Here is a 19,852-nt window from a genome sequence, read left to right on the forward strand (position 1 = left end):
GTACGCCGGTCAGTGTGGCCGACGAAACGAAGGAGAGCGGTTGTGACGACGATTTCCGTATTGGGGGCGGCGTGCCGCCAGGGCTCGCCGGTGAACGACGATGCCATCGGCTACACCGCGCAGGCGGCCTGGGTGCTGGATGGCGCGACCAGCCTCGGACAGGGGCTGGTCGGCGGCGAGAGCGACGCGCGCTGGCTGGCGCAGAGCGCCAATGCTCATCTTCAGCGCCTGCTGGAGGAGCAGCCGTACAGGCCGACTCAAGACCTGCTGGCACAATTGCAGGCGGGCATCGCTGCGGATTTCCAGCGCGATTCCGGCGTGGCCGTGAGCCTTGATCTGAACCTGCCCACCGCTTGCCTGAGCCTGCTGCGGGTGCTGGGCGATGGCTCGCTGGAGCTGCTCAACCTCTGCGACACCTGCATTCACCTGGCCTGGGATGATGGCCACGTCGAGAGTTTCGGCGACACGCCGCTGGAAGAGATCGACCGCCAGTCGGTGCAGCGCCTGCTGGCGCTGCGCGAGGCAAATCCGGATTGGTCCCACGCACAGTTGTGGCAGGCCAGCCGCGAGTGGGTGCGGCGCAACCGGGCGCTGGCGAACACTCCGCAGGGGTATTGGTGTCTCGATCCGAGCGAGCGCTGGATTGCGCATGTGCAGCGCCGGGTGCTCGATCCTTCAGGATTGAAGGCGTTCATGCTGGTGACCGATGGATTCGACCGGTTACTGGATTTCCGTCGCTACGACCTGGATTCGCTGTTCGCGGCGCTGCCTGAACGTGGCGTCGAAGTGCTGATCGACGAATTGCGCGCGCTGGAAAGCGCCGATGGCCAAGCGCTGGACTATCCACGCCTGAAGATCCACGACGATGCGAGTGTGGTGTGGGGAGTTGTGCGCGGCTGAGGCCCCGACAATTCCGAGGATGGCATTGCGTAGAAAGCAAAAAGCCCCGCTCTTTCGGAGCGGGGCTTTCAGTGCGCAGGATCCTAGGGCGAGTAACCTGGAACAGGTTATCCGCCGGCTTTTGCCCGGCAAATAGCGCTGCGTGTTATGCGCCCTACGAGTGCCCGCGGCTTCGTGGAGGCGTCAGAACTTGTAGTTGACGCTGGCCACCACGTTGCGGCGGTCGCCGTAGTAGCAGTAGAAGCCGTCGCAGGTGGAGATGTATTCCTTGTCGAATACGTTGTTGGCATTCAGCGCGACGTTCAGGCCGTTGAGGCTGTTGTCCAGGCGGCCGAGGTCGTAGTGCACCGCGGCGTCGTAGACAGTGTAGGAACCAGTGTCGCCATCCGACTTGTCGCGCACGTAGCCCATGCTGCCGATGGCGATGTTATGGGTCTCGCCGACGTAGCGGGTGCCGAAGCCCAGGCCGAAGCCATCGAGCAGGCCGTCATGCCAGGTGTAGTCGGCCCACAGCGAGGCCTGGTTTTCCGGGGTGAGCGGTAGCGGGCGGTTCTTGTCCAGCGGGTTGGCGACCTTGGTCATCTTGCTGTTGGCGTAGGTGTAGGCGGCGGTCACCTTGAGGTTCTCGGTGACGTTGCCTACGGCCTCCAGCTCGAAGCCACGGACCTGCGCTTCGCCCACCGGGCGGCTGATGAAGTCGCTGCCGGTAAGGACGATGTTCTTGCGGGTCAGGTCGTAGACGGCCGCGCTGAGCATCAGGTCGGTGCCCACCGGCTGGTACTTCACGCCCAGCTCGTACTGCTTGCCGGTGCTCGGCTCGAAGGCCGCGCCAGCGGCGCCGCCTGCTTCGGTCTGGAACGACTCGGCATAGGACACGTAGGGCGCCACGCCATTCTCGAACACGTAGCTGAGCGCCGCGTTGCCGCTGAACTGGCTGTCGCGACGGGTATCGGTGGCGCCGCCGGCGTTGTAGAACTTCGAGCCGGTGTGGGCCCAGTCCTGACGACCACCGAGGGTCAGGCGCCAGTTGTCGAGGGCGATCTGGTCCTGCGCGTAGAGGCCGGTGTCGCGCATCTTCTGGTTGTAATCGTTGTACGCGGTGAAGGCGACGTTGCTGAAGTCCTGGCCATAGATCGGCTTGGTGATGTTGCTGGTCGGCGCCGCGCCATACAGCCATTTGTAGTTGGTGTTGGCGCGCTGGTGATCTAGGCCCAGCAGCAGGGTGTGCTTGAGCGGGCCGGTGGAGAAGTCCGCCTGCAGGTTGTTGTCGATGGCGAACTGGCTGATGTCTTCATCCACCACGTTGGCGCCACGGGCCAGGGTGCCGTCGTCGCTGACCGAGGTTGCGCTGCCGCCAGCGGTGATGCCCTGGAACGACAGGTCGCTCTTGGTGTAGCGCAGGTTCTGGCGGAACTGCCAGACGTCGTTGATGCGGTGCTCGAACGCATAACCCAGGGCGTAGTAGGTCTTGTCGTAGAACTCCCACTCGGGGTCGCCCAGGTTCTTGTGGTACTTCACCTCGCCCGCCGGGGTGGACAGCTTGGTGCCCTGCAGCGGCAGGAACTGGCTGGTGATGCCGGTATCGTCGCGGTTGAACTGCGAGAGGAAGGTCAGCTTGGTGTCTTCGTCGAAGTTCCAGGTCAGGCTCGGCGCGATGTTGTAGCGCTTGTTGTCGACGTGCTCGATCTGCGTGTTGCTGTCGCGCACGACACCGCTGACGCGGTACAGCAGGTTGCCGGCGTCGTCGACCTTGCCGGTGCTGTCGAAGGAAATCTGCTTGTGCTCATAGCTGCCGACCTGCAACTGCACTTCATGGCTGCTTTCAGCTTCCGGACGGCGGCTGGTCATGTCCAGCAGGCCGCCGGGCGGGGTCTGGCCGTACAGCGAGGAAGCCGGGCCGCGTAGCAGTGCGACGCGTTCCAGGTCCCAGGTTTCCAGCTTGGGCATCACGTAGGAGCCCTTGGGCAGCGGCAGGCCGTCGAGGAACTGGGTCGGCTCGAAGCCGCGTACCTTCAGCCATTCGGCGCGGGTGTCGTTGCCGTAGCTGCTGGCGATCACGCCGGGCATGTAGCGCACCGCGTCATCCAGGCTCTGCACGTTGCGGTCCTGCATCTGCTCGCGGGTGGCGACGGAGATGGAGCGCGGGGCTTCCAGCAGCGGGGTGTCGGTCTTGGTGCCGGCGCGGGTGCGGGTGGCCAGGTAGCCCACGGCCGGGCCGTCCGGGTCTTCCTGGTTGCCGCTGACGGTGGTGGCGGACATCGACAGGGTGTCGCTCGGCGCCGGGCGCAGGCTGTAGCTGCCCGATTCGCTTTCCACCAGCTCCAGGCCGGTGCCCTGCAGCGCCTGGCGCAGTGCGCTGGCGGCATCGAAGCGGCCCTGCACGGCATGCGCGCTGCGGCCCTGGGCCAGCGCCGGGTCGAGGCTCAGGCTCAGGCCGCCTTCTGCGGCGATGCGGTTGAGGGTGCTGGCCAGCGGGCCGGCGGGCAGTTGGTAATCACGCACGGCGTCGGCAGCGAGGGCCGAGGAGGTAGCCAGCAGAATGGCGGTGGCCAGCAGGCAGGGGCGAAGCGAAAGCTCGAACGGGCGGCGCATTGAAAACGACTCCTGAATGAAAACGTTTCTCGATGCCTCCTTGCCGGACGAGAATCAAAAAGTGATAGGTCTGGGTGAAAAATATTTTTCCGGATGGCTTTTCGCAGGAGCGAGCTTGCTCGCGAACCCCTTGATGCCGTGGTAACCGGGGGGAATCCGTTCGCGAGCAAGCCCGCTCCTGCACAAGAACCTTCAGCCGCGCGGTACCACGCGCGACCACCAGGGGCCGTGCTTCTCGATACGCACCGGCAGCGTCGGCTCCAGCGAGCCGAGCGCCAGGTCGATGTTCTTCAGCGGGAAGCTGCCGGTGATGCGCAGGTCCGCCAGCGCCGGGTCCACCGCCAGGTAGCCGGGGCTGTAGCGAGCCAGTTGGTCGATCAGCTCGCCCAGGCGCACGTTGTCCACCACCAACATGCCGTGGGTCCAGGCATCGGCGGTGGCGCTGTTGGCCTCCACGCTGCCGAAGCCATCGGCGCGCAAGCGCACCTGCTGGCCCTGGTTGATCACGCGCTCGTCCGGCAGTTGTTCGGGGCGCGCGGCCACGGCGGATTGCAGGACGCTGAGCAAGGTGCTGTCGCCTTCGTCGCGCTCCACCAGGAAGCGCGTGCCGAGGGCACGCAGGCGGCCCTCGTCGGTTTCGACGATGAAGGGGCGGCTGTCGCCGTGGGCGGTCTCTACCAGGATCTCGCCGCTGAGCAGCACGATGCGGCGCTGCTGGGCGTCGAAGCGCACGTCGACGGCGGTGCGGCTGTTGAGCTTGAGCAGGGTGTTGTCTGGCAGGCGCAGTTCGCGCTGCTCGCCGGTGGCGGTTACCAGGTCGGAGAAGACGTAGCGTACCGGCGTATAGCGATTGCCGACGCCCAGCGCGAGCGCGCCGACCAGCAGCAGCGACAGCCCGGTGCCGGCCAGCCGGCGGGCCTTGCGCCGCGACTCGCCGGGCGAGCGCAGCAAGGCATTGCGTGCGGCCTTGGGGGCGGCGCCGGCAAGGCTGCGGTCGAGCATGCCCAACTGGCTCCAGGCGCGGGCATGTTCGCTGTGGGCGGAGTGCCAGCGAGCGAAGGCGGCCTCATCGTCCGGGCGCGATTCACCGGAGCCCAGGCGCAGCTGCCAGCTGATCGCCTCGTCCAGCACCTGCAGGGAAACCGGTCCCTTCACGTCGGCTCGCCGTACAGGGCGATGTAGCACTGGCGCAGGCCTTGGGCGATGTACTGGCGTACCCGCGGCACGGAAACGCCCAACTGCTCGGCGATCTCGGCGTGGCCCAGGCCATCCAGGCGGTTGAGCAGGAAGGCGCTGCGCGCGCGGGTGGACAGCTTGCCCAGCAGACGGTCGATCTCGCGCAGGTCGGCGAGGATCAGGCAGTGTTCCTCGGCCGACGGCTGCACGGCTTCTGGCAGGAACTTCAGCTCTTCGAGGTAGGCCTGTTCCAGCGCCACGCGGCGCCAGTGATCCACCAGCAGGCCCTTGGCGACGGTGACCAGGAAGGCGCGCGGTTCGCGCAGGGAAGGCAGCTCGCGACGGCCAAGCACGCGGACGAAGGTATCCTGGCTCAGGTCTTCGGCGCGCTGCGGACAGCCCAGGCTGCGGTTCAGCCAGGCAGTCAGCCAGTCGCGGTGAGCGCGATACAAGGCGCCAACGAGTTCGCCGCTACCCATCTGGATGGCCGACAAGCTACTCTCCCAATGATCCCGAATGGGATCAAGTTCAAAAACGATAACTATTCGCAAATGATCGCAAAGTGCAGTCACGCGCGCAATTGGCGCCCGTCGGCTTTTGTCTGCCGTTCGCGGCACCATCTACAATCGGGCGCCCATTCCTATAAGAAAAACAGCCATGTCCGACCCCGTACTCATCATCGGCTCCTACCTGTCCCCCTATGTGCGCAAAGCGCTGGTCCTGCTGGAGATGAAGGGCGTGGACTACCGCATCGATTCCGTCGTGCCCTTTTACGGCAACGCCGAGTTCGAGCGCCTCAGCCCGCTGCGCCAGGTGCCGGTGCTGGTGGATGGCGAGCTGGTGCTCAACGACTCCTCGGTGATCTGCCAGTACCTCGAAGAACGTTATCCACAGCCCGCGCTGTATCCGGCGGATATCGCCGATCGCGCCCGCGCGCGCTGGATCGAGGAGTTCGCCGACAGCCGAATGGGCCAGGTGGTGATCTGGCAGCTGTTCGACCAACTGGTGATCGGCCGTGGCGTCTGGGGCCGCGAACCGGACGCGGCGGTGTTGGAAAAGACCTTTCAGCAGGATCTGCCGTCGATCTTCGACTACCTGGAAGCACAGTTGCCGGCGACCGGCTGGCTGTTCGGCGAGCTGTCCATCGCTGACATCAGCGTTGCCTGCTTCATGCGCAACGCGCAGTTCGCTCGCTATCAGCTCGACGCCCAGTGCTGGCCCAAACTGGCGGCCATGCTGGAAGCGGCCTTCGCCCTGCCGGCATTCGAAAAGCTCCATCCGTTCGAGCGCGCCATTGCCCGCACGCCGATCCTGCAACAGCGCGAGGCATTGATCGCAGCGGGCGCGCCGATCAGCGAGGTCAGCCACCTGCGCGAGCAGCCAGTGCGCGGGCCGATGAGTCGCAGCTGATCAGCTCGCCTGCAGGAAGCTCCAGAGCCGTTGCGCGACCGGGCCGTGGGCACGGTCGCGGCGGCGCGCGGCGACCAGTTCCTCGCGGCGGCCGGGCAACTGTGCTCCGCTGAGATCGCGCAGGCGGCCGTCGGCTAGCTCCTCTTCTATCAGGTGACGCGGCAGGTGCCCCCAGGCCAGGCCGTACAGCACCAGCTCTTTCTTCATCGCCTGGTCCGGCACGCTGCATTGCGGCGCGCCATCCAGTGTGAAGAACTCCACTGGTGGCGAGTGCCGGGCGCTGTCGCGCATGACGCACTGGGTGAGCGGGCGCAGGTGTTCCGGGCCAGGGCTCGCCATTTCCGGCAGGAGCGCCGGGGCGATGACCGGGATGAAATCCACGGCGCCCAGGTCCAGCCATTCCAGGCGCGGATCGGCCTTGTCGACGCGGTGCAGGATCAGGTCCGCTTCATCATCCAGTAGCCGCTCCAGCGGGCCGCTGACGCTTTCGAAGTACAGCTGCAGGCGCGTCTGCGGTTCACCGGCGAAGAAACGCGCCAATCGCTCCAGCAGGGCAGGGCGCGGGCAGAAGTCGCCGAGCACCACGCGCAGTTCGCTTTCCTCTCCGGCGGCCAGGTGCGTGGCGTGGTCGCGCAGGCTGCCCAGCTCGCGCAGCAAGCCCTGGGCGCGGCGATGGAAGGATTGGCCGGAGACGGTCAGGGTGACGCGGTAGCCGCTGCGATCCAGCAGCGTTAGACCGAGCTGCCGCTCCAGCCGGGCGACGGCGGCGAACACCGCCGGGTGCGAGCGGTGCAGGTGCTGTGCTGCCGCCTGGAAGCCGCCCGCCGTGGCTACGGCATCGAAGCATTGCAGGTCGTGCAGGGTGAAATCGTGCATGTCAGCTTTCCTGACAGTCTTGGTCAGCTCTTTGTAATTTCTTCGGAATGCCGCGGCAACTACCTTCGTCTGCACCTTTACCGACGGAGACGCTCCCATGAGTCCGCTGCATTACCTGACGACCCGCGACAACGCGCGTATCGCCTACCGCCTGGATGGCGCCGATGGCCTGCCGCTGCTGGTTCTGTCCAACTCCATCGGCACCGACCTGCACATGTGGGACGGCCAGATTGCCGCGCTGAGCGAGCACTTCCGCGTGCTGCGTTACGACGCTCGCGGCCATGGCGCTTCCAGCGTGCCGCCGGGGCCGTACTCGCTGGCGCGGCTGGGCGAAGACGTCATCGAATTGCTGGATGCACTGGGCGTGCAACGTGCGCATTTTCTCGGCTTGTCGCTCGGTGGCTTCGTCGGGCAATGGCTGGCGCTGAATGCGCCGCAGCGTATCGAGCGACTGCTGCTGGCGAATACCTCTGCCTGGCTGGGGCCGCGGGACCAGTGGGATGCGCGCATTGCCGAAGTGTTGGAGGCGAACGATATGCGGGGCACCGCCGCGACCTTCCTCGGCAACTGGTTCCCGGCGACCTGGTTGGCGCAAGAGCGCCCGGAGGTGGAACCGTTCCGCGCGACGCTGCTGGCGACCAACCGACACGGGCTGGCCGGTTCCTTCGCCGCCGTGCAGGAAACCGATCTGCGCACCGCCTTGCGGGACGTCCGCCTGCCCACACTGGTGATCGCTGGCCAGTTCGACACCGTCACCGCCGCCAGCCACAGCGAGCTGATCGCCGAAGCGATCCCCGGCGCTCGTCTGCTCAGGCTGCCGGCCGTGCATTTGTCGAACATCGAGTTTCCCCGTGAGTTCGAAGGCGCGGTGCTGGACTTCCTGCAGGCTCGCTGAATGAACAAGGCCGCCCGGAGGCGGCCTTGTCGTTTATCCACAACCTCAATGATGCGCAGCGTCCACCGCGATGGATTCGCCGCAGACGTCCACATGGCTGCGCTTGCGATCGGCGAGGGCGAAGTGGATCAGCGCGCCGAGCCCGGCGCCGAAGAACCAGGAGAAATGCGACAGCGTTTCGAACGCCGGCACCAGCGCGAGGACGATGGCGATCAGCGCAGCGGGGACGAAGGCCGCCACTGCGCGCAGGTTGACCCCGCCGCTGAAGTGATAGGCCGCCTCGCGGCTTTCGCTGTAGAGCTCCGGCAGGTTCACCCGGCCACGGCGCACCAGGTAGTAGTCGGTGACCATGATCCCGTATAGCGGGCCGAGCAAAGCGCCCAGGCCGCCGAGGAAATACACGATCACTGCCGGGCTGTTGTACAGGTGCCACGGCAGGATCAGTACGGCGATGGTGGCGCTGAGCAGGCCGGCGCGGCGGAAGTTCAGCAGGTTCGGCGCGAGGTTGGTCAGCACGTACGCGGGGGCGACGAAGTTGGCCATGATGTTCACCGCCACGGTGACGATCAGGAAGGCCAGGCAGGCCAGCACGAGGCCGAAGGTGTTGGGGATGGCGGCGACGATCTCGGTGGGGTTCTGCACCAGCTTGCCGTCGATGCTGAACTGCGCGCCGGCCAGCACCACGGCGATCAGCGCGAAGCCCAGCATGTTCACCGGCAGGCCCCAGAAGTTGCCGACGCTGATGCTGCGGCGGTCCGGGCAATTGCGGGTGAAGTCGCAGAAGTTGAGGATCATGGTGCCGTACAGCGAGACCCACAGTGCGGCGGCGCCCAACACCTTCAGCCACATGGTCGAGCCGGTCGGCGGGTTGCCGCTGGACCAGGCAATCGATAGCCCGGCGCGCCAGTACATCCAGCCGGCGAGGCTGGCGAAGGCGACGAGGATGATCGGGCCGGCGAAGGATTCGTAGCGGCGCACCATCTCCATGCCGTAGGCGAAGATCACCAGTTGCACGCACCAGATGCCGAGGAAGGTGATCCAGCCGAGGCTCGACAGGCCGAGGATCGAGTCCTGGTCGTAGGCCGTAAGACTCGGTGCAATGGCGGTGAGCAGCACCCGTAGCACGACCGAGGCGAGGTAGGTCTGGATGCCGAACCAGGCGATGGCAATCACTGCGCGGATCAGTGCCGGCACCTGGGCGCCGTGGATGCCGAAACTGATGCGGCACATCACCGGGTAGGGCAGGCCAGTCTTCTGGCCCATGTAGCCGGAGAGGTTCATCAGCCCGTAGATGACCAGCGCGCCGAGGGCGAAGGCAGCGAGGATCTGCGCGCCGCTCATGCCCAGCGCGAACAGGCCGATGGCGAACGAGTAGTTGGCGATGTTGTGCACATCGTTGGTCCATAGCGCGAACAGGCTGTAGCGCCCCCAGCTGCGGCCGGTGGCCTTGGTCGGTGCCAGGTCGGCGCTGTACAGGCGCGGGCTCAGGGTTGGCGCGGCCGGCCGGGCGGCGGCCGCGCTATCGACAGATTGGAGGGGGGTAACGCCGGACAGGTGGGTAGGACTGCGGGTCATGGGCTACTCGGCTTTGTATGCACGGCTTTTTATGGTTTGTGTGCAAAAGCCAATTCCGTGCCAGCCCGGTTCTCCTTGCAGTTCCGGTGGATTTTCCACTTCCTTTCGAATCGAGCAGAGCCCTTGTTTGGTGCGGCTTTGCCAGGTATCCAGGGGGGCGTGAAATAATTTTCCATAGCAATCATTGACTTGAGAGTCAGCTCTTGCCTGTGTGGAAAACAAGTGGATTGGGGATTTTGTACACAAAAATTGTGCACAGACGTTACTTATGGGCTCCCAAGTGGCCCTGGGACAGTCGCGGAAAGAGTCCGCTCCTGCACGGAAGCTATCCGTGTGCGTAGGAGCGGGTGCTGTCTGCGATCGGGTAGGAGCGGCGCCAATCCCAACCGATAGCCATAAAAAAACCGCCCCGGAGGGCGGTTCTTTCAACGCTAGGCGAAGCGCTTACAGACCGTTCTTCGCTTTGAATTCACGACGACGGCGATGCAGGACCGGCTCGGTGTAGCCGTTGGGCTGCTGGGTGCCTTCGATGACCAGTTCCAGTGCGGCCTGGAAGGCCACGTTGTCGTCGAAGTTCGGCGCCATCGGGCGGTACTGGGCGTCACCGGCGTTCTGGCGATCCACTACCGAGGCCATGCGCTTGAGGCTTTCCAGCACCTGCTCTTCGGTCACTACGCCGTGGCGCAGCCAGTTGGCCAGCAGCTGGCTGGAGATGCGCAGGGTGGCGCGGTCTTCCATCAGGCCGACGTCGTTGATGTCCGGCACTTTGGAGCAGCCAACGCCCTGGTCGATCCAGCGCACTACATAGCCGAGGATGCCCTGGGAGTTGTTGTCCAGCTCGTTCTTGATCTCTTCCGCGCTCCAGTTGGTGTTCGGGGCGAGCGGAATGGTCAGGATGTCGTCCACCGAAGCCGGTGCGCGCTTGGCCAGCTCGGCCTGACGGGCGAACACGTCGACCTTGTGGTAGTGCAGCGCGTGCAGGGTGGCGGCGGTCGGCGACGGAACCCAGGCGGTGTTGGCGCCAGCCAGCGGGTGAGCGATCTTCTGCTCGAGCATGGCGGCCATCAGGTCGGGCATGGCCCACATGCCCTTGCCGATCTGGGCCTTGCCCTGCAGGCCGGTAGCCAGGCCGACGTCGACGTTGTTGTTTTCGTAGGAGCCGATCCACTTTTCGGTCTTCATGGCGCCCTTGCGCACCATGGCGCCGGCTTCCATGGAGGTGTGGATCTCGTCACCGGTGCGATCGAGGAAGCCGGTGTTGATGAACACCACGCGCTCGGCGGCGGCCTTGATGCAGGCCTTGAGGTTGACGGTGGTGCGGCGCTCTTCGTCCATGATGCCGACTTTCAGCGTGTTGCGCGGCAGGCCCAGCAGGTCCTCGACGCGGCTGAAGATCTCGGCGGCGAAGGCGACTTCTTCCGGGCCATGCATCTTCGGCTTGACGATGTAGACGCTGCCGGTGCGGCTGTTCTTGCGGGTGGCGCTGCCGTTCAGGTTGTGAATGGCGATCAGGCTGGTGAACAGGCCGTCCTGGATGCCTTCGGGCACTTCGTTGCCCTGGGCGTCGAGGATCGCCGGGTTGGTCATCAGGTGGCCAACGTTACGCACGAACAGCAGGGAGCGGCCATGCAGGCTCAGCTCGGAACCATCGGCCTTGGTGTAGACGCGGTCCGGGTTCATGGTGCGGGTGAAGGTGCTGCCGCCCTTGGAGACCTGCTCGGCGAGGTCGCCTTTCATCAGGCCCAGCCAGTTGCGGTAGACCACGACCTTGTCGTCGGCATCGACGGCGGCCACGGAGTCTTCGCAGTCCATGATGGTGGTCAGCGCGGACTCCATCAGGACGTCCTTCACGCCAGCGGCATCGGTCTGGCCGATCGGGCTGGTCGGGTCGATCTGGATTTCGAAGTGCAGGCCGTTGTGCTTGAGCAGCACGGCTTTCGGCTTGGCGGCTTCGCCCTGGAAGGCGAGGAACTGAGCGGCGTTCTTCAGGCCGGTCTCGCTGCCATTCTTCAGGGTCACGGCCAGTGCGCCGTTCTTCACGACATAGGCGGTGGCGTCGACGTGGGAGCCGGATTCCAGCGCGGCGGCTTCGTCGAGGAAGGCGCGGGCGAAGGCGATGACCTTGTCACCACGGACCTTGTTGTAGCCCTTGCCCTTCTCGGCGCCGTTCTCTTCGCTGATTGCGTCGGTGCCGTAGAGTGCATCGTACAGCGAGCCCCAGCGGGCGTTCGCGGCGTTCAGGGCGAAGCGCGCGTTCATCACCGGCACGACCAGCTGCGGGCCGGCCATGCGGGCGATTTCTTCGTCGACGTTCTGGGTGCTGGCCTGGAAGTCGGCCGGCTCGGGCAGCAGGTAACCGATTTCCTGCAGGAAGGCCTTGTAGGCGGCCGCGTCATGCGGCTGGCCGGCGCGGGCCTGGTGCCAGCCATCGACCTTCGCCTGGATCTCGTCGCGCTTGGCGAGCAGAGCCTTGTTCTTGGGGGCCAGGTCGTTGATTACGGTTTCGACACCTGCCCAGAACTTGCCGGCGTCGATGCCGGTGCCGGGAATGGCTTCGTTGTTTACGAAGTCGAACAGGACTTTGGCGACCTGCAGGCCACCGACTTGAACGCGTTCAGTCATTGCTTGCCTCACTCTGCTCAGGACCAGCTCTGGACACAGGCAAAACGCCTTGTAGTCCGAGCCGCGGAATACTACATGATGCCGTGGGAAAAATCAGTGGGCTAGCGTCGCGGTTAGACCAAAGTACGCATATCAGTCACGTAGCAGGTCATATGTTCGCAAAAATCTTCTGGATTGTTCCAGATAAATCTTAAAACTGTACACGCATAACATCTTCGGGTACCTGTGGCAGCCCGTCGCAGCCGGCTAACCTCGCCGAGCCTATACTGCTTTTTCCCTTCTGGAGAATCCCGCATGTCCGTGACGCTTGCCACCCCCTCCGATCTGGATGACCTGGTTCTGCTGTTTTCCGGCTACCTCGATTTCTACGAGGTGCCTGCGCCCCACGCAAAGATTCGCGAGTTTCTCGAGGCGCGCATCGGCAGCGGGCAGTCCACGGTCTTCATCGCGCGCAGCATCGATGGGCTGGCGGTCGGCTTCGTGCAGCTGTACCCCTTCTTCGCTTCCCTGGCGTTGCAGGCATCCTGGCTGGTCAGCGACCTCTACGTGCTGCCTGCCGCGCGTCGCGACGGTTATGGCGAAGCGCTGATGAACGCCGCCCGTGCCCACGGCGAGAGCACCGGTGCCTGCGGCCTGATGCTGGAGACGGCGAAGACCAACCACGCGGGCCAGTCGTTGTATGAGCGCCTGGGCTACAAGCGGGACGACAAGTTCTACACCTATTGGCTGGACCTCACGGCCTAGCCCTTCGCGGAGACTGCTCATGGACCACCTCGTATTGACCGTCATCGCCCAGGACCAGCCCGGCCTGGTGGAGCGCGTGGCCAAATGCATCGCTGCCCACGGCGGCAACTGGCTGGAAAGCCGCATGTCGCGCATGGCTGGGCAGTTCGCCGGAATCCTTCGCGTGGCGGTGCCCGCCGAGGGTTATGACGAGCTGGTCGAAGGCCTGCAGGAGCTCAGCGAGCACGGTATCCGCGTGCTGCTGGCGGAGAGCGGTATCGAGCCAGCCTGCAACTGGAAACCGATCCACCTCGACCTGGTGGGCAATGACCGCCCCGGCATCGTCCGCGACATCACCCAGTTGCTGGCCGAACACGGCGTGAACCTGGAGAGCCTGACCACGGAGGTGCTACCGGCGCCCATGAGCAGCGAACCGCTGTTTCACGCCGAGGCCTTGCTGGCCGTGCCGCTGACCTTGCCGCTGGAAACCTTGCAAGGAAAGCTGGAAGAACTGGCGGACGACCTGATGGTGGAGCTGAATTTCCACAGCGGGGAGTAACAGCTCTGCTCCGATCCTCCGTCTTGTGGAAAAACCTGTGGGCTCTCTGTTGATGAATTGACAGAGGGCCCATTTTATTTGGGCCTGGCGCCAATCTGTTTATCCACTTCCTGCCTTGGAGCTGTGCACAGATCGCGGGGATTGCGCCGTGGGCATTCTGTTGATAACTGTCTGCGGTGCACTGTTTTCGGGGGGTTGATGGTGCTGCTTGCTTTTTGTACAGCAGCGTCTCAGGGGAAGCAGCGCTTCGAACCTTCCAGACACTGTGCACAAATCCACTGGAAGAGTCTGTGGAGAAGCCGTTCATGGAACGCTGCAGATAGCGCCGCTTCTGACGTCCAGAGAGTTGTCCACTTTCTGATCGGGCGGCGTTCGCTCATCCACACGAAGCGGGGATCAGCCTGTGGAAAAGCCGGTGGAATGTTCTTGCAGGCCAGACGACGCGGGGATTCTAGGGGGTTGATCAGATATTGATCGGTCGGCATTCTGCTGCCGCGGAAATAGGCAGTGAGAGGAGCGGGCCGGGGAAGGTTGTGGAGGAAACGAGCGTTATCCCCGCAATCGCGGGATAGAGCTGTGGACAATCTGCGGGTGACTTCCTGCAAGCCACAGCTGGTGTGGCTTGCAGGCGGTGGATCAATTAATGATCAGTCACCGCGGGAGAGGCGATACCAGATGTCCACGCTGTACACGACCAGCCCCGCCCAGATGCAGCACAAGGAAATCAGGCGCGTCGTGTCCAGGTGCTCGCCGAACAGCAGGATCGCCTGCAGCAGCACCAGGGTCGGCGCCAGGTACTGCAGGAAGCCAAGGGTGGCGTAGGGCAGGTGGCGTGCGGCGGCGTTGAAGCACACCAGTGGCACCAGGGTGATCGGGCCGGCGGCGGCGAGCCAGAAGGCGTCCTTGGTGGTCCAGAAATCGAGATGCGCACTGGGGCCCTCGGCGAACAGCACGAGGTAGCCGATCGCCAGCGGCAGCAGGATCCAGGTCTCCACCACCAGCCCCGGCAGCGCGGCCACCGGCGCCTGCTTGCGGATCAGCCCGTAGAAGCCGAAGGTCAGCGCCAGCGCGAGTGATACCCAGGGCAGGCTGCCCAGCTGCCACAGCTGTTGGGCCACACCCAGCGCGGCGAGGCCGACCGCGATCCACTGCAGCGGGCGCAGGCGTTCGCGCAGGATAACCAGGCCCAGCAGTACGTTGATCAGCGGGTTGATGTAGTAACCCAGGCTGGCCTCGATCATGTGGCCGTTGTTCACCGCCCAGACGTAGACCAGCCAGTTGCTGGCAATGAGCAGCCCGCTGGCGGTGAGCACGGCGATGCGCTTGGGATTCTCGCGCAGTTCGCGCCACCAGCCGGGATGCTTCCACACCAGCAGGAGTAGCGCGCCGAACACCGCCGACCAGATGGCACGATGGGTAATGATCTCCAGGGCGGGAATGCGTTCGAGCAGCTTGAAGTAGATCGGGAAGAGCCCCCAGATGACATAGGCAGTCAAGCCCAGGGCGTAGCCCCGGCGGGGATTGGCGGTGGCCATGGAACATCCTTGGTTAGGCAGCTAATGAGTGGCTGCACAATTCTAGGGCGTGCCACGGGGCTTGTCTGTGCCGCTGCGGTGGAAGTGGCGAGGGCGCCGATGATTGTGCGTAACGTTGGTTTTACGGGGAGGATGTGTGCGAAGGGAAGCCATCGCGGACGGAGTCCGCTCATACGAAGCCTGACGCCGCGTAGCAGGGGACTCTGTGCGCGATCCGGCCGCCGGGCCGGTAAGAGTCAGAACAACCACAACGGCTCCTCATCCAGCGCTGCCAATTGCTCGCGCAGCACCAGTACCTGCTCGCCCCAGTAACGCTCGCTGCCGAACCAGGGGAAGCTCGGCGGGAACGCCGGGTCGTCCCAGCGGCGCGCCAGCCACGCGCTGTAGTGCATCAGGCGCAGGGAGCGCAGGCCTTCGATCAGCGGCAGCTCGCGCGGGTCGAAATCGTGGAATTCCTGGTAGCCGTCGACCAGTTCGGAAAGTTGCCCCAGGCGCTCGTGGCGCTCGCCGGCGAGCATCATCCACAGGTCCTGCACGGCCGGGCCCATGCGGCAGTCGTCGAGGTCGACGACGTGGAAGGTGTCGTCGCGGCACAGCAGGTTGCCGGGGTGGCAATCCCCGTGCATGCGGATGGGGGTGTATTTCACGCGGGCGTACAGGTCATCGACTTTTTTCAGCAGGTCGCGGGCCACGGATTCATAGGCCGGCAGCAGGCTTTTCGGGATGAAGTTGCCGTCCAGCAGGGTGGCCAGGGACTCGTGCCCGAAGTTCCGCGGCGTGAGTGCCTCGCGGTGCTCGAAGGGGCGATTGGCACCTACGGCGTGCAGGCGACCGAGCAGTTGGCCGAGGCGATAGAGCTGATCGAGGTTGCCCGGCTCCGGCGCGCGGCCGCCACGGCGGGGGAACAGGGTGAAGCGGAAGCCGGCGTGCTCGAAAAGGGTCTGCCCTTCATGCACCAGCGGCGCCACTACCGGGACTTCGCACTCGGCCAGTTCGGCGGAGAAGGTGTGCTCCTCGAGGATCGCTTCGCTGGTCCAGCGCCCGGGGCGGTAGAACTTGGCGATCAGCGGCTCGCTGTCCTCGATGCCCACCTGGTAGACGCGGTTCTCGTAGCTGTTGAGCGCAAGAACACGGGCGTCGCTGAGAAAACCGATGCTTTCCACGGCATCCAGTACCAGATCGGGCGTGAGGTCGGAAAAAGGATGAGACATGGCGACGATCCGGCAGTGGTAAAGCTGCCTAGTGTACCCAGTCCACCGTCAATGGGTGGGAAGTCGCCTCAGTGGTCGGCGCAGTGCTTGCTCAGGTAGTCGACGAAGTCCGTAGCCAGTGCACGGCGCTCGCCTTTCACCAGGGTGAGTTTCTGCATCGAACGGGCTTTGCACGTGACTGCTTGGGACGGCTTGGCCGTGTTGTGCAGCGGCGTCAGCAGCAGGTCGTAGGGGGTGCCCTGGCGGGCCTGTTCGGCGAGTTCATCCTCGTTGCCGCCGATCAGCAGGACCTTGTTGCGGGTTTGGATCTGGTACTGGTCCACCAGCGGCTCCAGTATCGGCATCAGCTCGGTACTGGCGCCAACACGCAGCACGTCGGGGCCGGCGTGGCTGGCAAAGGGCAGGAACAGGAGGGCGAGAAGCAGTAACGGGCGGCGCATGGTGGGAGCTCCGGGTGGCCGGGGTCCCGCCCGGCATGAGCGGGACTCTGGCTGCTATTGGAGCGCGGCGCGTCGTCGCGGGGGTTGATATGAGGCAGGGAATCTCATGTGCCTGGGAGGCTACAGCGGTGTGCCGAGGATCACCTGGGCCGGGGAGAACTGTGCGCGCACCGGCGAGCCGGCTTTCAGGCCGAGGATCTCGATGCGCTCCGGGTCGGTCAGGGCGCAGAGCATCTGCCCGCTGGGCAACTGGATGCGCACTTCGCTGGGCCCGTCGTCGGCTTCGCGGATGTCGTCGATGTGCCCTGCCAGGGCGTTCAGCCCTTCCGGGCAAGGGATGTGCGGGAGGTCGACATAGAGCCAGCCGGCCTTCATCAGGGCGACCACCGGAATGCCGTCGGCCAGTTCCAGCTTCTCGGTGCTTTCGCGGGTGACCCGCGCCTGAATGCGCGAGCCGCCGGGCAGCTCGATGCTGATCAGGTCATTCAGCCCGGACGCCTCCACCGCGCAAACGTGCCCGTGCAACTGGTTGCGCGCGCTGGTGCGCATCATCAGGCGGCCGATCAGTTCCAGGTCGGCCTGGTGTTCGACGTGCTCGACGATGTGTTCGCGCAGCGCTTCCAGGCGCTGGTAGAGCGCCAGCAGGCGCTCGCCTTCGACCGTCAGGCGTGCACCGCCGCCGCCCTTGCCGCCGACGCTGCGTTCCACCAGCGGGCGGTCGGAGAGGTTGTTCAGTTCGTCGATGGCGTCCCAGGCGGTCTTGTAGCTCATCCCGGCGGCCTTGGCGGCGTGGGTGATCGAACCGAGCTGGGCGATCTGCGCCAGCAGGGCGATGCGCTGCGGGCGACGGGTAACGTGTTGGGTCAACAGGCTGAGGGTGGTCATGGTTCCGCGGGTACTTATTGGTATGCGGGGAGGCTCCGTTGCTGGCGGGCAAAACGCAAGGGGCAGCTGCCAGGAATGTGGCTGAACGGTCGTCTATTCCGGGGCCGGCGTGCGCGCCAGGCAGTAGACATCCACCCGCCTGGCTCCCGCGCGACGCAGCAGGCGGGCGATGCGTTCGGCGGTGGCGCCGGTGGTGAGCACGTCATCCACCAGCGCCAGGTGCAGGCCATCGACCATGGCTCCGTCGGCCAGGACGAAGGCATTGCGCAGGTTGCGCTTGCGGGTGGCGGCATCGAGGCCTTGCTGTGCCGGGGTGTCCTGCGCGCGCAGCACCAGGCGGTTATCTACCGGCACACCGAGCGGCCCGGCGATCCAGTCGGCCAGCAGGGCGGCCTGGTTGAAGCCGCGCTGGCGCTCACGCCGACGGGAGAGGGGAACGGGGATCAGCCGCTCCGGTCGCGCCAGACCCTCGTCGAAGACGTGCAGCAGATGGCGCGCCAGTAGCTGGCCGAGCAGTCGACCCAGCGGGGCGTTGGCCTGGTGCTTGAAGCGGGTAATCAGCGCATCGACGGGGAAGCCGTAGCGCAACGGCGTTTCCACTTTCTGGAAAGCGGGTGCTCGACGCAGGCATTGGCCGCAGGCGAGATCGAGGGTCGGCAGGGGCAGCGCGCAGATCACGCAGTGGCCGGCGAGCCAGGGCAGGTCGTCGTCACAACCGGCGCACAGCGGCAGCACCGCCTGTTCCGCCGTTCCAGCGCAAAGCAGGCATTGCACGCGTGGGCGCCACCAGACGGGGCGCCAGTGAAGCAATCGCATTCCGCCCTCCGCAGGGCGGCGCCGTCAGTGGATCAGCCAGCTCAGGACCACCAGGCCCAGCACCGTCCAGATCAGCCCGCCGAAGATCGAGCGCCGCAGGAAGGCGCGGATGCCACTGTAGAGCAGCAGCAGGCCGATAAAGAGCAGGACGAAGCTGAAGATCGAGACGTCGATTCCCACAGCGCGTGCCAGGCCGTGGAAGAAGTCGTCCATGGCGCGCCAGAGGCCGCCGAGTACGCCCGACAGCAGATCGACGATGAAGCGGATGGCCTTGCCGGCCATCTGGCCAAGGCCGTCGAAGAATCCTTCTGTTCCCATCTGGGTAATGACTCCTGAGTGTGCTGTCTGGTTGGAGCGGCAAATGGCCGGATCGGTTCAGAAACAGCAGCCACCGGCTGTTTGCTTGTGATCAATAAGTGATCACTTGTCGACCTGTGTCGTGAGAGTGGTTGACAGCGTCACAGCTCCACATATGATGCCTTGAGCCTGATTTCCCCGGTGGTGCGCCGCCGGGGCACCTTAGACAAGAGGCGCGCCCCCAAGCGTCGAAGGACTTTGCCGATGAGTGCCACCGCAGCCCAAGTAACCCGCCACGACTGGACCCTTGCCGAAGTCCGCGCCCTGTTCGAACAGCCGTTCAACGACCTGCTGTTCCAGGCACAGACCATGCACCGCGCGCATTTCGATCCGAATCGCGTGCAAGTTTCCACGCTGCTGTCGATCAAGACCGGTGCCTGCCCGGAGGACTGCAAGTATTGCCCGCAGTCCGGCCACTACAACACCGGCCTGGACAAGGAAAAGCTGATGGAAGTGCAGAAGGTGCTGCAGGCCGCTGCCGAGGCCAAGGCCATCGGCTCGACCCGCTTCTGCATGGGCGCCGCCTGGAAGCACCCGTCCGCCAAGGACATGCCCTACGTGCTGGAAATGGTGAAGGGCGTGAAAAAGCTCGGCCTGGAAACCTGCATGACCCTGGGCAAGCTGACCCAGGAACAGACCCAGTCCCTGGCCGAAGCGGGCCTGGACTACTACAACCACAACCTCGATACCTCGCCGGAGTTCTACGGCAACATCATCACTACCCGCACCTACAGCGAGCGCCTGCAAACCCTGGCGTACGTACGTGAGGCGGGGATGAAGATCTGCTCCGGCGGCATCCTCGGCATGGGCGAGTCGGTGGACGACCGCGCCGGCCTGCTGATCCAGCTGGCCAACCTGCCCGAGCACCCGGAATCGGTGCCGATCAACATGCTGGTGAAGGTCAAGGGCACCCCGCTGGCCGAGGAGAAGGACGTCGATCCGTTCGACTTCATCCGCACCCTGGCAGTCGCCCGGATCATGATGCCGAAATCCCACGTGCGCCTGTCCGCCGGCCGCGAGCAGATGAACGAGCAGATGCAGGCCCTGGCGTTCATGGCCGGCGCCAACTCGATCTTCTACGGCGAGAAGTTGCTGACCACCACCAACCCGCAGGCCGAGAAGGACATGCAGCTGTTCGCGCGACTGGGCATCAAGCCCGAGGAGCGCGAGGAGCACGCCGACGAGGTGCACCAGGCTGCCATCGAGCAGGCGCTGGTGGAACAACGCGACTCCCAGCTGTTCTATAACGCGGCTTCGGCCTGACCTGCTTTTCGTAGGAG

The 19,852-nt window shown here is 65.0% G+C and carries 18 protein-coding genes; 6 read left to right on the plus strand and 12 right to left on the minus strand.

Annotation, left to right across the window (positions count from 1 at the left end; all coding sequences use genetic code 11):
• Positions 1 to 42 precede the first annotated feature (42 nt).
• Positions 43 to 900 carry a protein phosphatase 2C domain-containing protein gene (locus LDJ84_RS02560; RefSeq protein ID WP_169889993.1) on the plus strand — a complete coding sequence of 286 codons (858 nt, stop codon included), beginning with the start codon at positions 43 to 45 and terminating at the stop codon, positions 898 to 900.
• Between the two features lie 183 nt (positions 901 to 1,083).
• On the opposite strand, the gene LDJ84_RS02565 is transcribed toward LDJ84_RS02560, so the two are convergent.
• From LDJ84_RS02565 to LDJ84_RS02575, 3 genes are all read right to left on the minus strand, one after another.
• Complete coding sequence (locus LDJ84_RS02565) at positions 1,084 to 3,492, minus strand: TonB-dependent siderophore receptor (protein ID WP_226045861.1); 2,409 nt, start codon at positions 3,490 to 3,492, stop codon at positions 1,084 to 1,086.
• Between the two features lie 192 nt (positions 3,493 to 3,684).
• The gene (locus tag LDJ84_RS02570) at positions 3,685 to 4,647 is read right to left on the minus strand and encodes a FecR domain-containing protein (RefSeq protein WP_170857981.1); all 963 of its coding nucleotides are present in this window, start codon (positions 4,645 to 4,647) and stop codon (positions 3,685 to 3,687) included.
• Positions 4,644 to 5,147 carry an RNA polymerase sigma factor gene (locus tag LDJ84_RS02575; protein WP_376784844.1) on the minus strand — a complete coding sequence of 168 codons (504 nt, stop codon included), beginning with the start codon at positions 5,145 to 5,147 and terminating at the stop codon, positions 4,644 to 4,646. The genes LDJ84_RS02570 and LDJ84_RS02575 overlap by 4 nt, the downstream gene beginning before the upstream one ends.
• 178 nt (positions 5,148 to 5,325) lie before the next feature.
• Here LDJ84_RS02575 and LDJ84_RS02580 point away from each other — a divergent pair, with 178 nt between their 5' ends.
• Positions 5,326 to 6,078, plus strand: a complete 753-nt coding sequence (locus LDJ84_RS02580) for a glutathione S-transferase family protein (protein WP_226045862.1) — start codon at positions 5,326 to 5,328, stop codon at positions 6,076 to 6,078.
• Here LDJ84_RS02580 and LDJ84_RS02585 read toward each other — a convergent pair whose 3' ends face one another.
• On the minus strand, positions 6,079 to 6,954 hold the full coding sequence (locus LDJ84_RS02585) for a LysR family transcriptional regulator (RefSeq protein ID WP_226045863.1): 876 nt from the start codon (positions 6,952 to 6,954) through the stop codon (positions 6,079 to 6,081).
• Between the two features lie 97 nt (positions 6,955 to 7,051).
• Between LDJ84_RS02585 and pcaD the strand changes: the two genes are divergently transcribed.
• Positions 7,052 to 7,849, plus strand: a complete 798-nt coding sequence (pcaD, locus tag LDJ84_RS02590; RefSeq protein WP_024763642.1) for a 3-oxoadipate enol-lactonase — start codon at positions 7,052 to 7,054, stop codon at positions 7,847 to 7,849.
• Between the two features lie 45 nt (positions 7,850 to 7,894).
• Here the strand turns inward: pcaD and LDJ84_RS02595 are convergent, their stop codons facing one another.
• Positions 7,895 to 9,424, minus strand: a complete 1,530-nt coding sequence (locus LDJ84_RS02595; RefSeq protein ID WP_226045864.1) for an NCS1 family nucleobase:cation symporter-1 — start codon at positions 9,422 to 9,424, stop codon at positions 7,895 to 7,897.
• A gap of 444 nt (positions 9,425 to 9,868) precedes the next feature.
• Positions 9,869 to 12,046, minus strand: a complete 2,178-nt coding sequence (locus LDJ84_RS02600; RefSeq protein WP_037015769.1) for a malate synthase G — start codon at positions 12,044 to 12,046, stop codon at positions 9,869 to 9,871.
• Positions 12,047 to 12,340: 294 nt separating this feature from the next.
• Between LDJ84_RS02600 and LDJ84_RS02605 the strand changes: the two genes are divergently transcribed.
• Both LDJ84_RS02605 and LDJ84_RS02610 read left to right on the plus strand, forming a co-directional pair.
• Positions 12,341 to 12,790: a GNAT family N-acetyltransferase gene (locus LDJ84_RS02605; protein ID WP_038803503.1), complete on the plus strand. Its 450-nt coding sequence runs from the start codon at positions 12,341 to 12,343 to the stop codon at positions 12,788 to 12,790.
• A gap of 19 nt (positions 12,791 to 12,809) precedes the next feature.
• Positions 12,810 to 13,328: a glycine cleavage system protein R gene (locus LDJ84_RS02610; protein ID WP_024763639.1), complete on the plus strand. Its 519-nt coding sequence runs from the start codon at positions 12,810 to 12,812 to the stop codon at positions 13,326 to 13,328.
• Between the two features lie 647 nt (positions 13,329 to 13,975).
• Here LDJ84_RS02610 and rarD read toward each other — a convergent pair.
• The 6 genes from rarD to LDJ84_RS02640 all read right to left on the minus strand — a co-directional run bounded on the left by rarD (position 13,976) and on the right by LDJ84_RS02640 (position 18,533).
• Positions 13,976 to 14,863 carry an EamA family transporter RarD gene (gene rarD / locus LDJ84_RS02615; protein WP_226045865.1) on the minus strand — a complete coding sequence of 296 codons (888 nt, stop codon included), beginning with the start codon at positions 14,861 to 14,863 and terminating at the stop codon, positions 13,976 to 13,978.
• Positions 14,864 to 15,099: 236 nt separating this feature from the next.
• Positions 15,100 to 16,074 carry a serine/threonine protein kinase gene (locus LDJ84_RS02620; protein WP_226045866.1) on the minus strand — a complete coding sequence of 325 codons (975 nt, stop codon included), beginning with the start codon at positions 16,072 to 16,074 and terminating at the stop codon, positions 15,100 to 15,102.
• A gap of 68 nt (positions 16,075 to 16,142) precedes the next feature.
• The gene (locus LDJ84_RS02625; RefSeq protein ID WP_065085681.1) at positions 16,143 to 16,514 is read right to left on the minus strand and encodes a substrate-binding domain-containing protein; all 372 of its coding nucleotides are present in this window, start codon (positions 16,512 to 16,514) and stop codon (positions 16,143 to 16,145) included.
• A 120-nt stretch (positions 16,515 to 16,634) separates the two neighbouring features.
• Positions 16,635 to 17,399 (minus strand): TOBE domain-containing protein, encoded by a 765-nt coding sequence (locus LDJ84_RS02630; RefSeq protein ID WP_226045867.1) that lies wholly within the window; start codon positions 17,397 to 17,399, stop codon positions 16,635 to 16,637.
• Between the two features lie 93 nt (positions 17,400 to 17,492).
• Positions 17,493 to 18,215 carry a ComF family protein gene (locus LDJ84_RS02635; RefSeq protein ID WP_226045868.1) on the minus strand — a complete coding sequence of 241 codons (723 nt, stop codon included), beginning with the start codon at positions 18,213 to 18,215 and terminating at the stop codon, positions 17,493 to 17,495.
• A gap of 24 nt (positions 18,216 to 18,239) precedes the next feature.
• Positions 18,240 to 18,533: a hypothetical protein gene (locus LDJ84_RS02640; RefSeq protein ID WP_024763634.1), complete on the minus strand. Its 294-nt coding sequence runs from the start codon at positions 18,531 to 18,533 to the stop codon at positions 18,240 to 18,242.
• A 243-nt stretch (positions 18,534 to 18,776) separates the two neighbouring features.
• Between LDJ84_RS02640 and bioB the strand changes: the two genes are divergently transcribed.
• On the plus strand, positions 18,777 to 19,835 hold the full coding sequence (bioB, locus tag LDJ84_RS02645) for a biotin synthase BioB (RefSeq protein WP_054907998.1): 1,059 nt from the start codon (positions 18,777 to 18,779) through the stop codon (positions 19,833 to 19,835).
• Positions 19,836 to 19,852 lie beyond the last annotated feature (17 nt).

It is taken from the genome of Pseudomonas sp. HS-18 (genome assembly GCF_020401845.1).
Taxonomy (GTDB): Bacteria; Pseudomonadota; Gammaproteobacteria; order Pseudomonadales; family Pseudomonadaceae; genus Pseudomonas; species Pseudomonas nitroreducens.

What these genes read in the sequence shown, in the direction of transcription:
- bioB (WP_054907998.1), top strand. Translation starts at nt 18,777, where the DNA reads ATGAGTGCCACCGCAGCCCAAGTAACCCGCCACGACTGGACCCTTGCC.
- LDJ84_RS02630 (WP_226045867.1), bottom strand. Translation starts at nt 17,399, where the DNA reads ATGACCACCCTCAGCCTGTTGACCCAACACGTTACCCGTCGCCCGCAG.
- LDJ84_RS02565 (WP_226045861.1), bottom strand. Translation starts at nt 3,492, where the DNA reads ATGCGCCGCCCGTTCGAGCTTTCGCTTCGCCCCTGCCTGCTGGCCACC.
- LDJ84_RS02580 (WP_226045862.1), top strand. Translation starts at nt 5,326, where the DNA reads ATGTCCGACCCCGTACTCATCATCGGCTCCTACCTGTCCCCCTATGTG.
- LDJ84_RS02635 (WP_226045868.1), bottom strand. Translation starts at nt 18,215, where the DNA reads ATGCGATTGCTTCACTGGCGCCCCGTCTGGTGGCGCCCACGCGTGCAA.
- LDJ84_RS02575 (WP_376784844.1), bottom strand. Translation starts at nt 5,147, where the DNA reads ATGGGTAGCGGCGAACTCGTTGGCGCCTTGTATCGCGCTCACCGCGAC.
- LDJ84_RS02600 (WP_037015769.1), bottom strand. Translation starts at nt 12,046, where the DNA reads ATGACTGAACGCGTTCAAGTCGGTGGCCTGCAGGTCGCCAAAGTCCTG.
- LDJ84_RS02640 (WP_024763634.1), bottom strand. Translation starts at nt 18,533, where the DNA reads ATGGGAACAGAAGGATTCTTCGACGGCCTTGGCCAGATGGCCGGCAAG.
- rarD (WP_226045865.1), bottom strand. Translation starts at nt 14,863, where the DNA reads ATGGCCACCGCCAATCCCCGCCGGGGCTACGCCCTGGGCTTGACTGCC.
- LDJ84_RS02620 (WP_226045866.1), bottom strand. Translation starts at nt 16,074, where the DNA reads ATGTCTCATCCTTTTTCCGACCTCACGCCCGATCTGGTACTGGATGCC.
- LDJ84_RS02585 (WP_226045863.1), bottom strand. Translation starts at nt 6,954, where the DNA reads ATGCACGATTTCACCCTGCACGACCTGCAATGCTTCGATGCCGTAGCC.
- LDJ84_RS02605 (WP_038803503.1), top strand. Translation starts at nt 12,341, where the DNA reads ATGTCCGTGACGCTTGCCACCCCCTCCGATCTGGATGACCTGGTTCTG.
- LDJ84_RS02595 (WP_226045864.1), bottom strand. Translation starts at nt 9,424, where the DNA reads ATGACCCGCAGTCCTACCCACCTGTCCGGCGTTACCCCCCTCCAATCT.
- pcaD (WP_024763642.1), top strand. Translation starts at nt 7,052, where the DNA reads ATGAGTCCGCTGCATTACCTGACGACCCGCGACAACGCGCGTATCGCC.
- LDJ84_RS02610 (WP_024763639.1), top strand. Translation starts at nt 12,810, where the DNA reads ATGGACCACCTCGTATTGACCGTCATCGCCCAGGACCAGCCCGGCCTG.
- LDJ84_RS02625 (WP_065085681.1), bottom strand. Translation starts at nt 16,514, where the DNA reads ATGCGCCGCCCGTTACTGCTTCTCGCCCTCCTGTTCCTGCCCTTTGCC.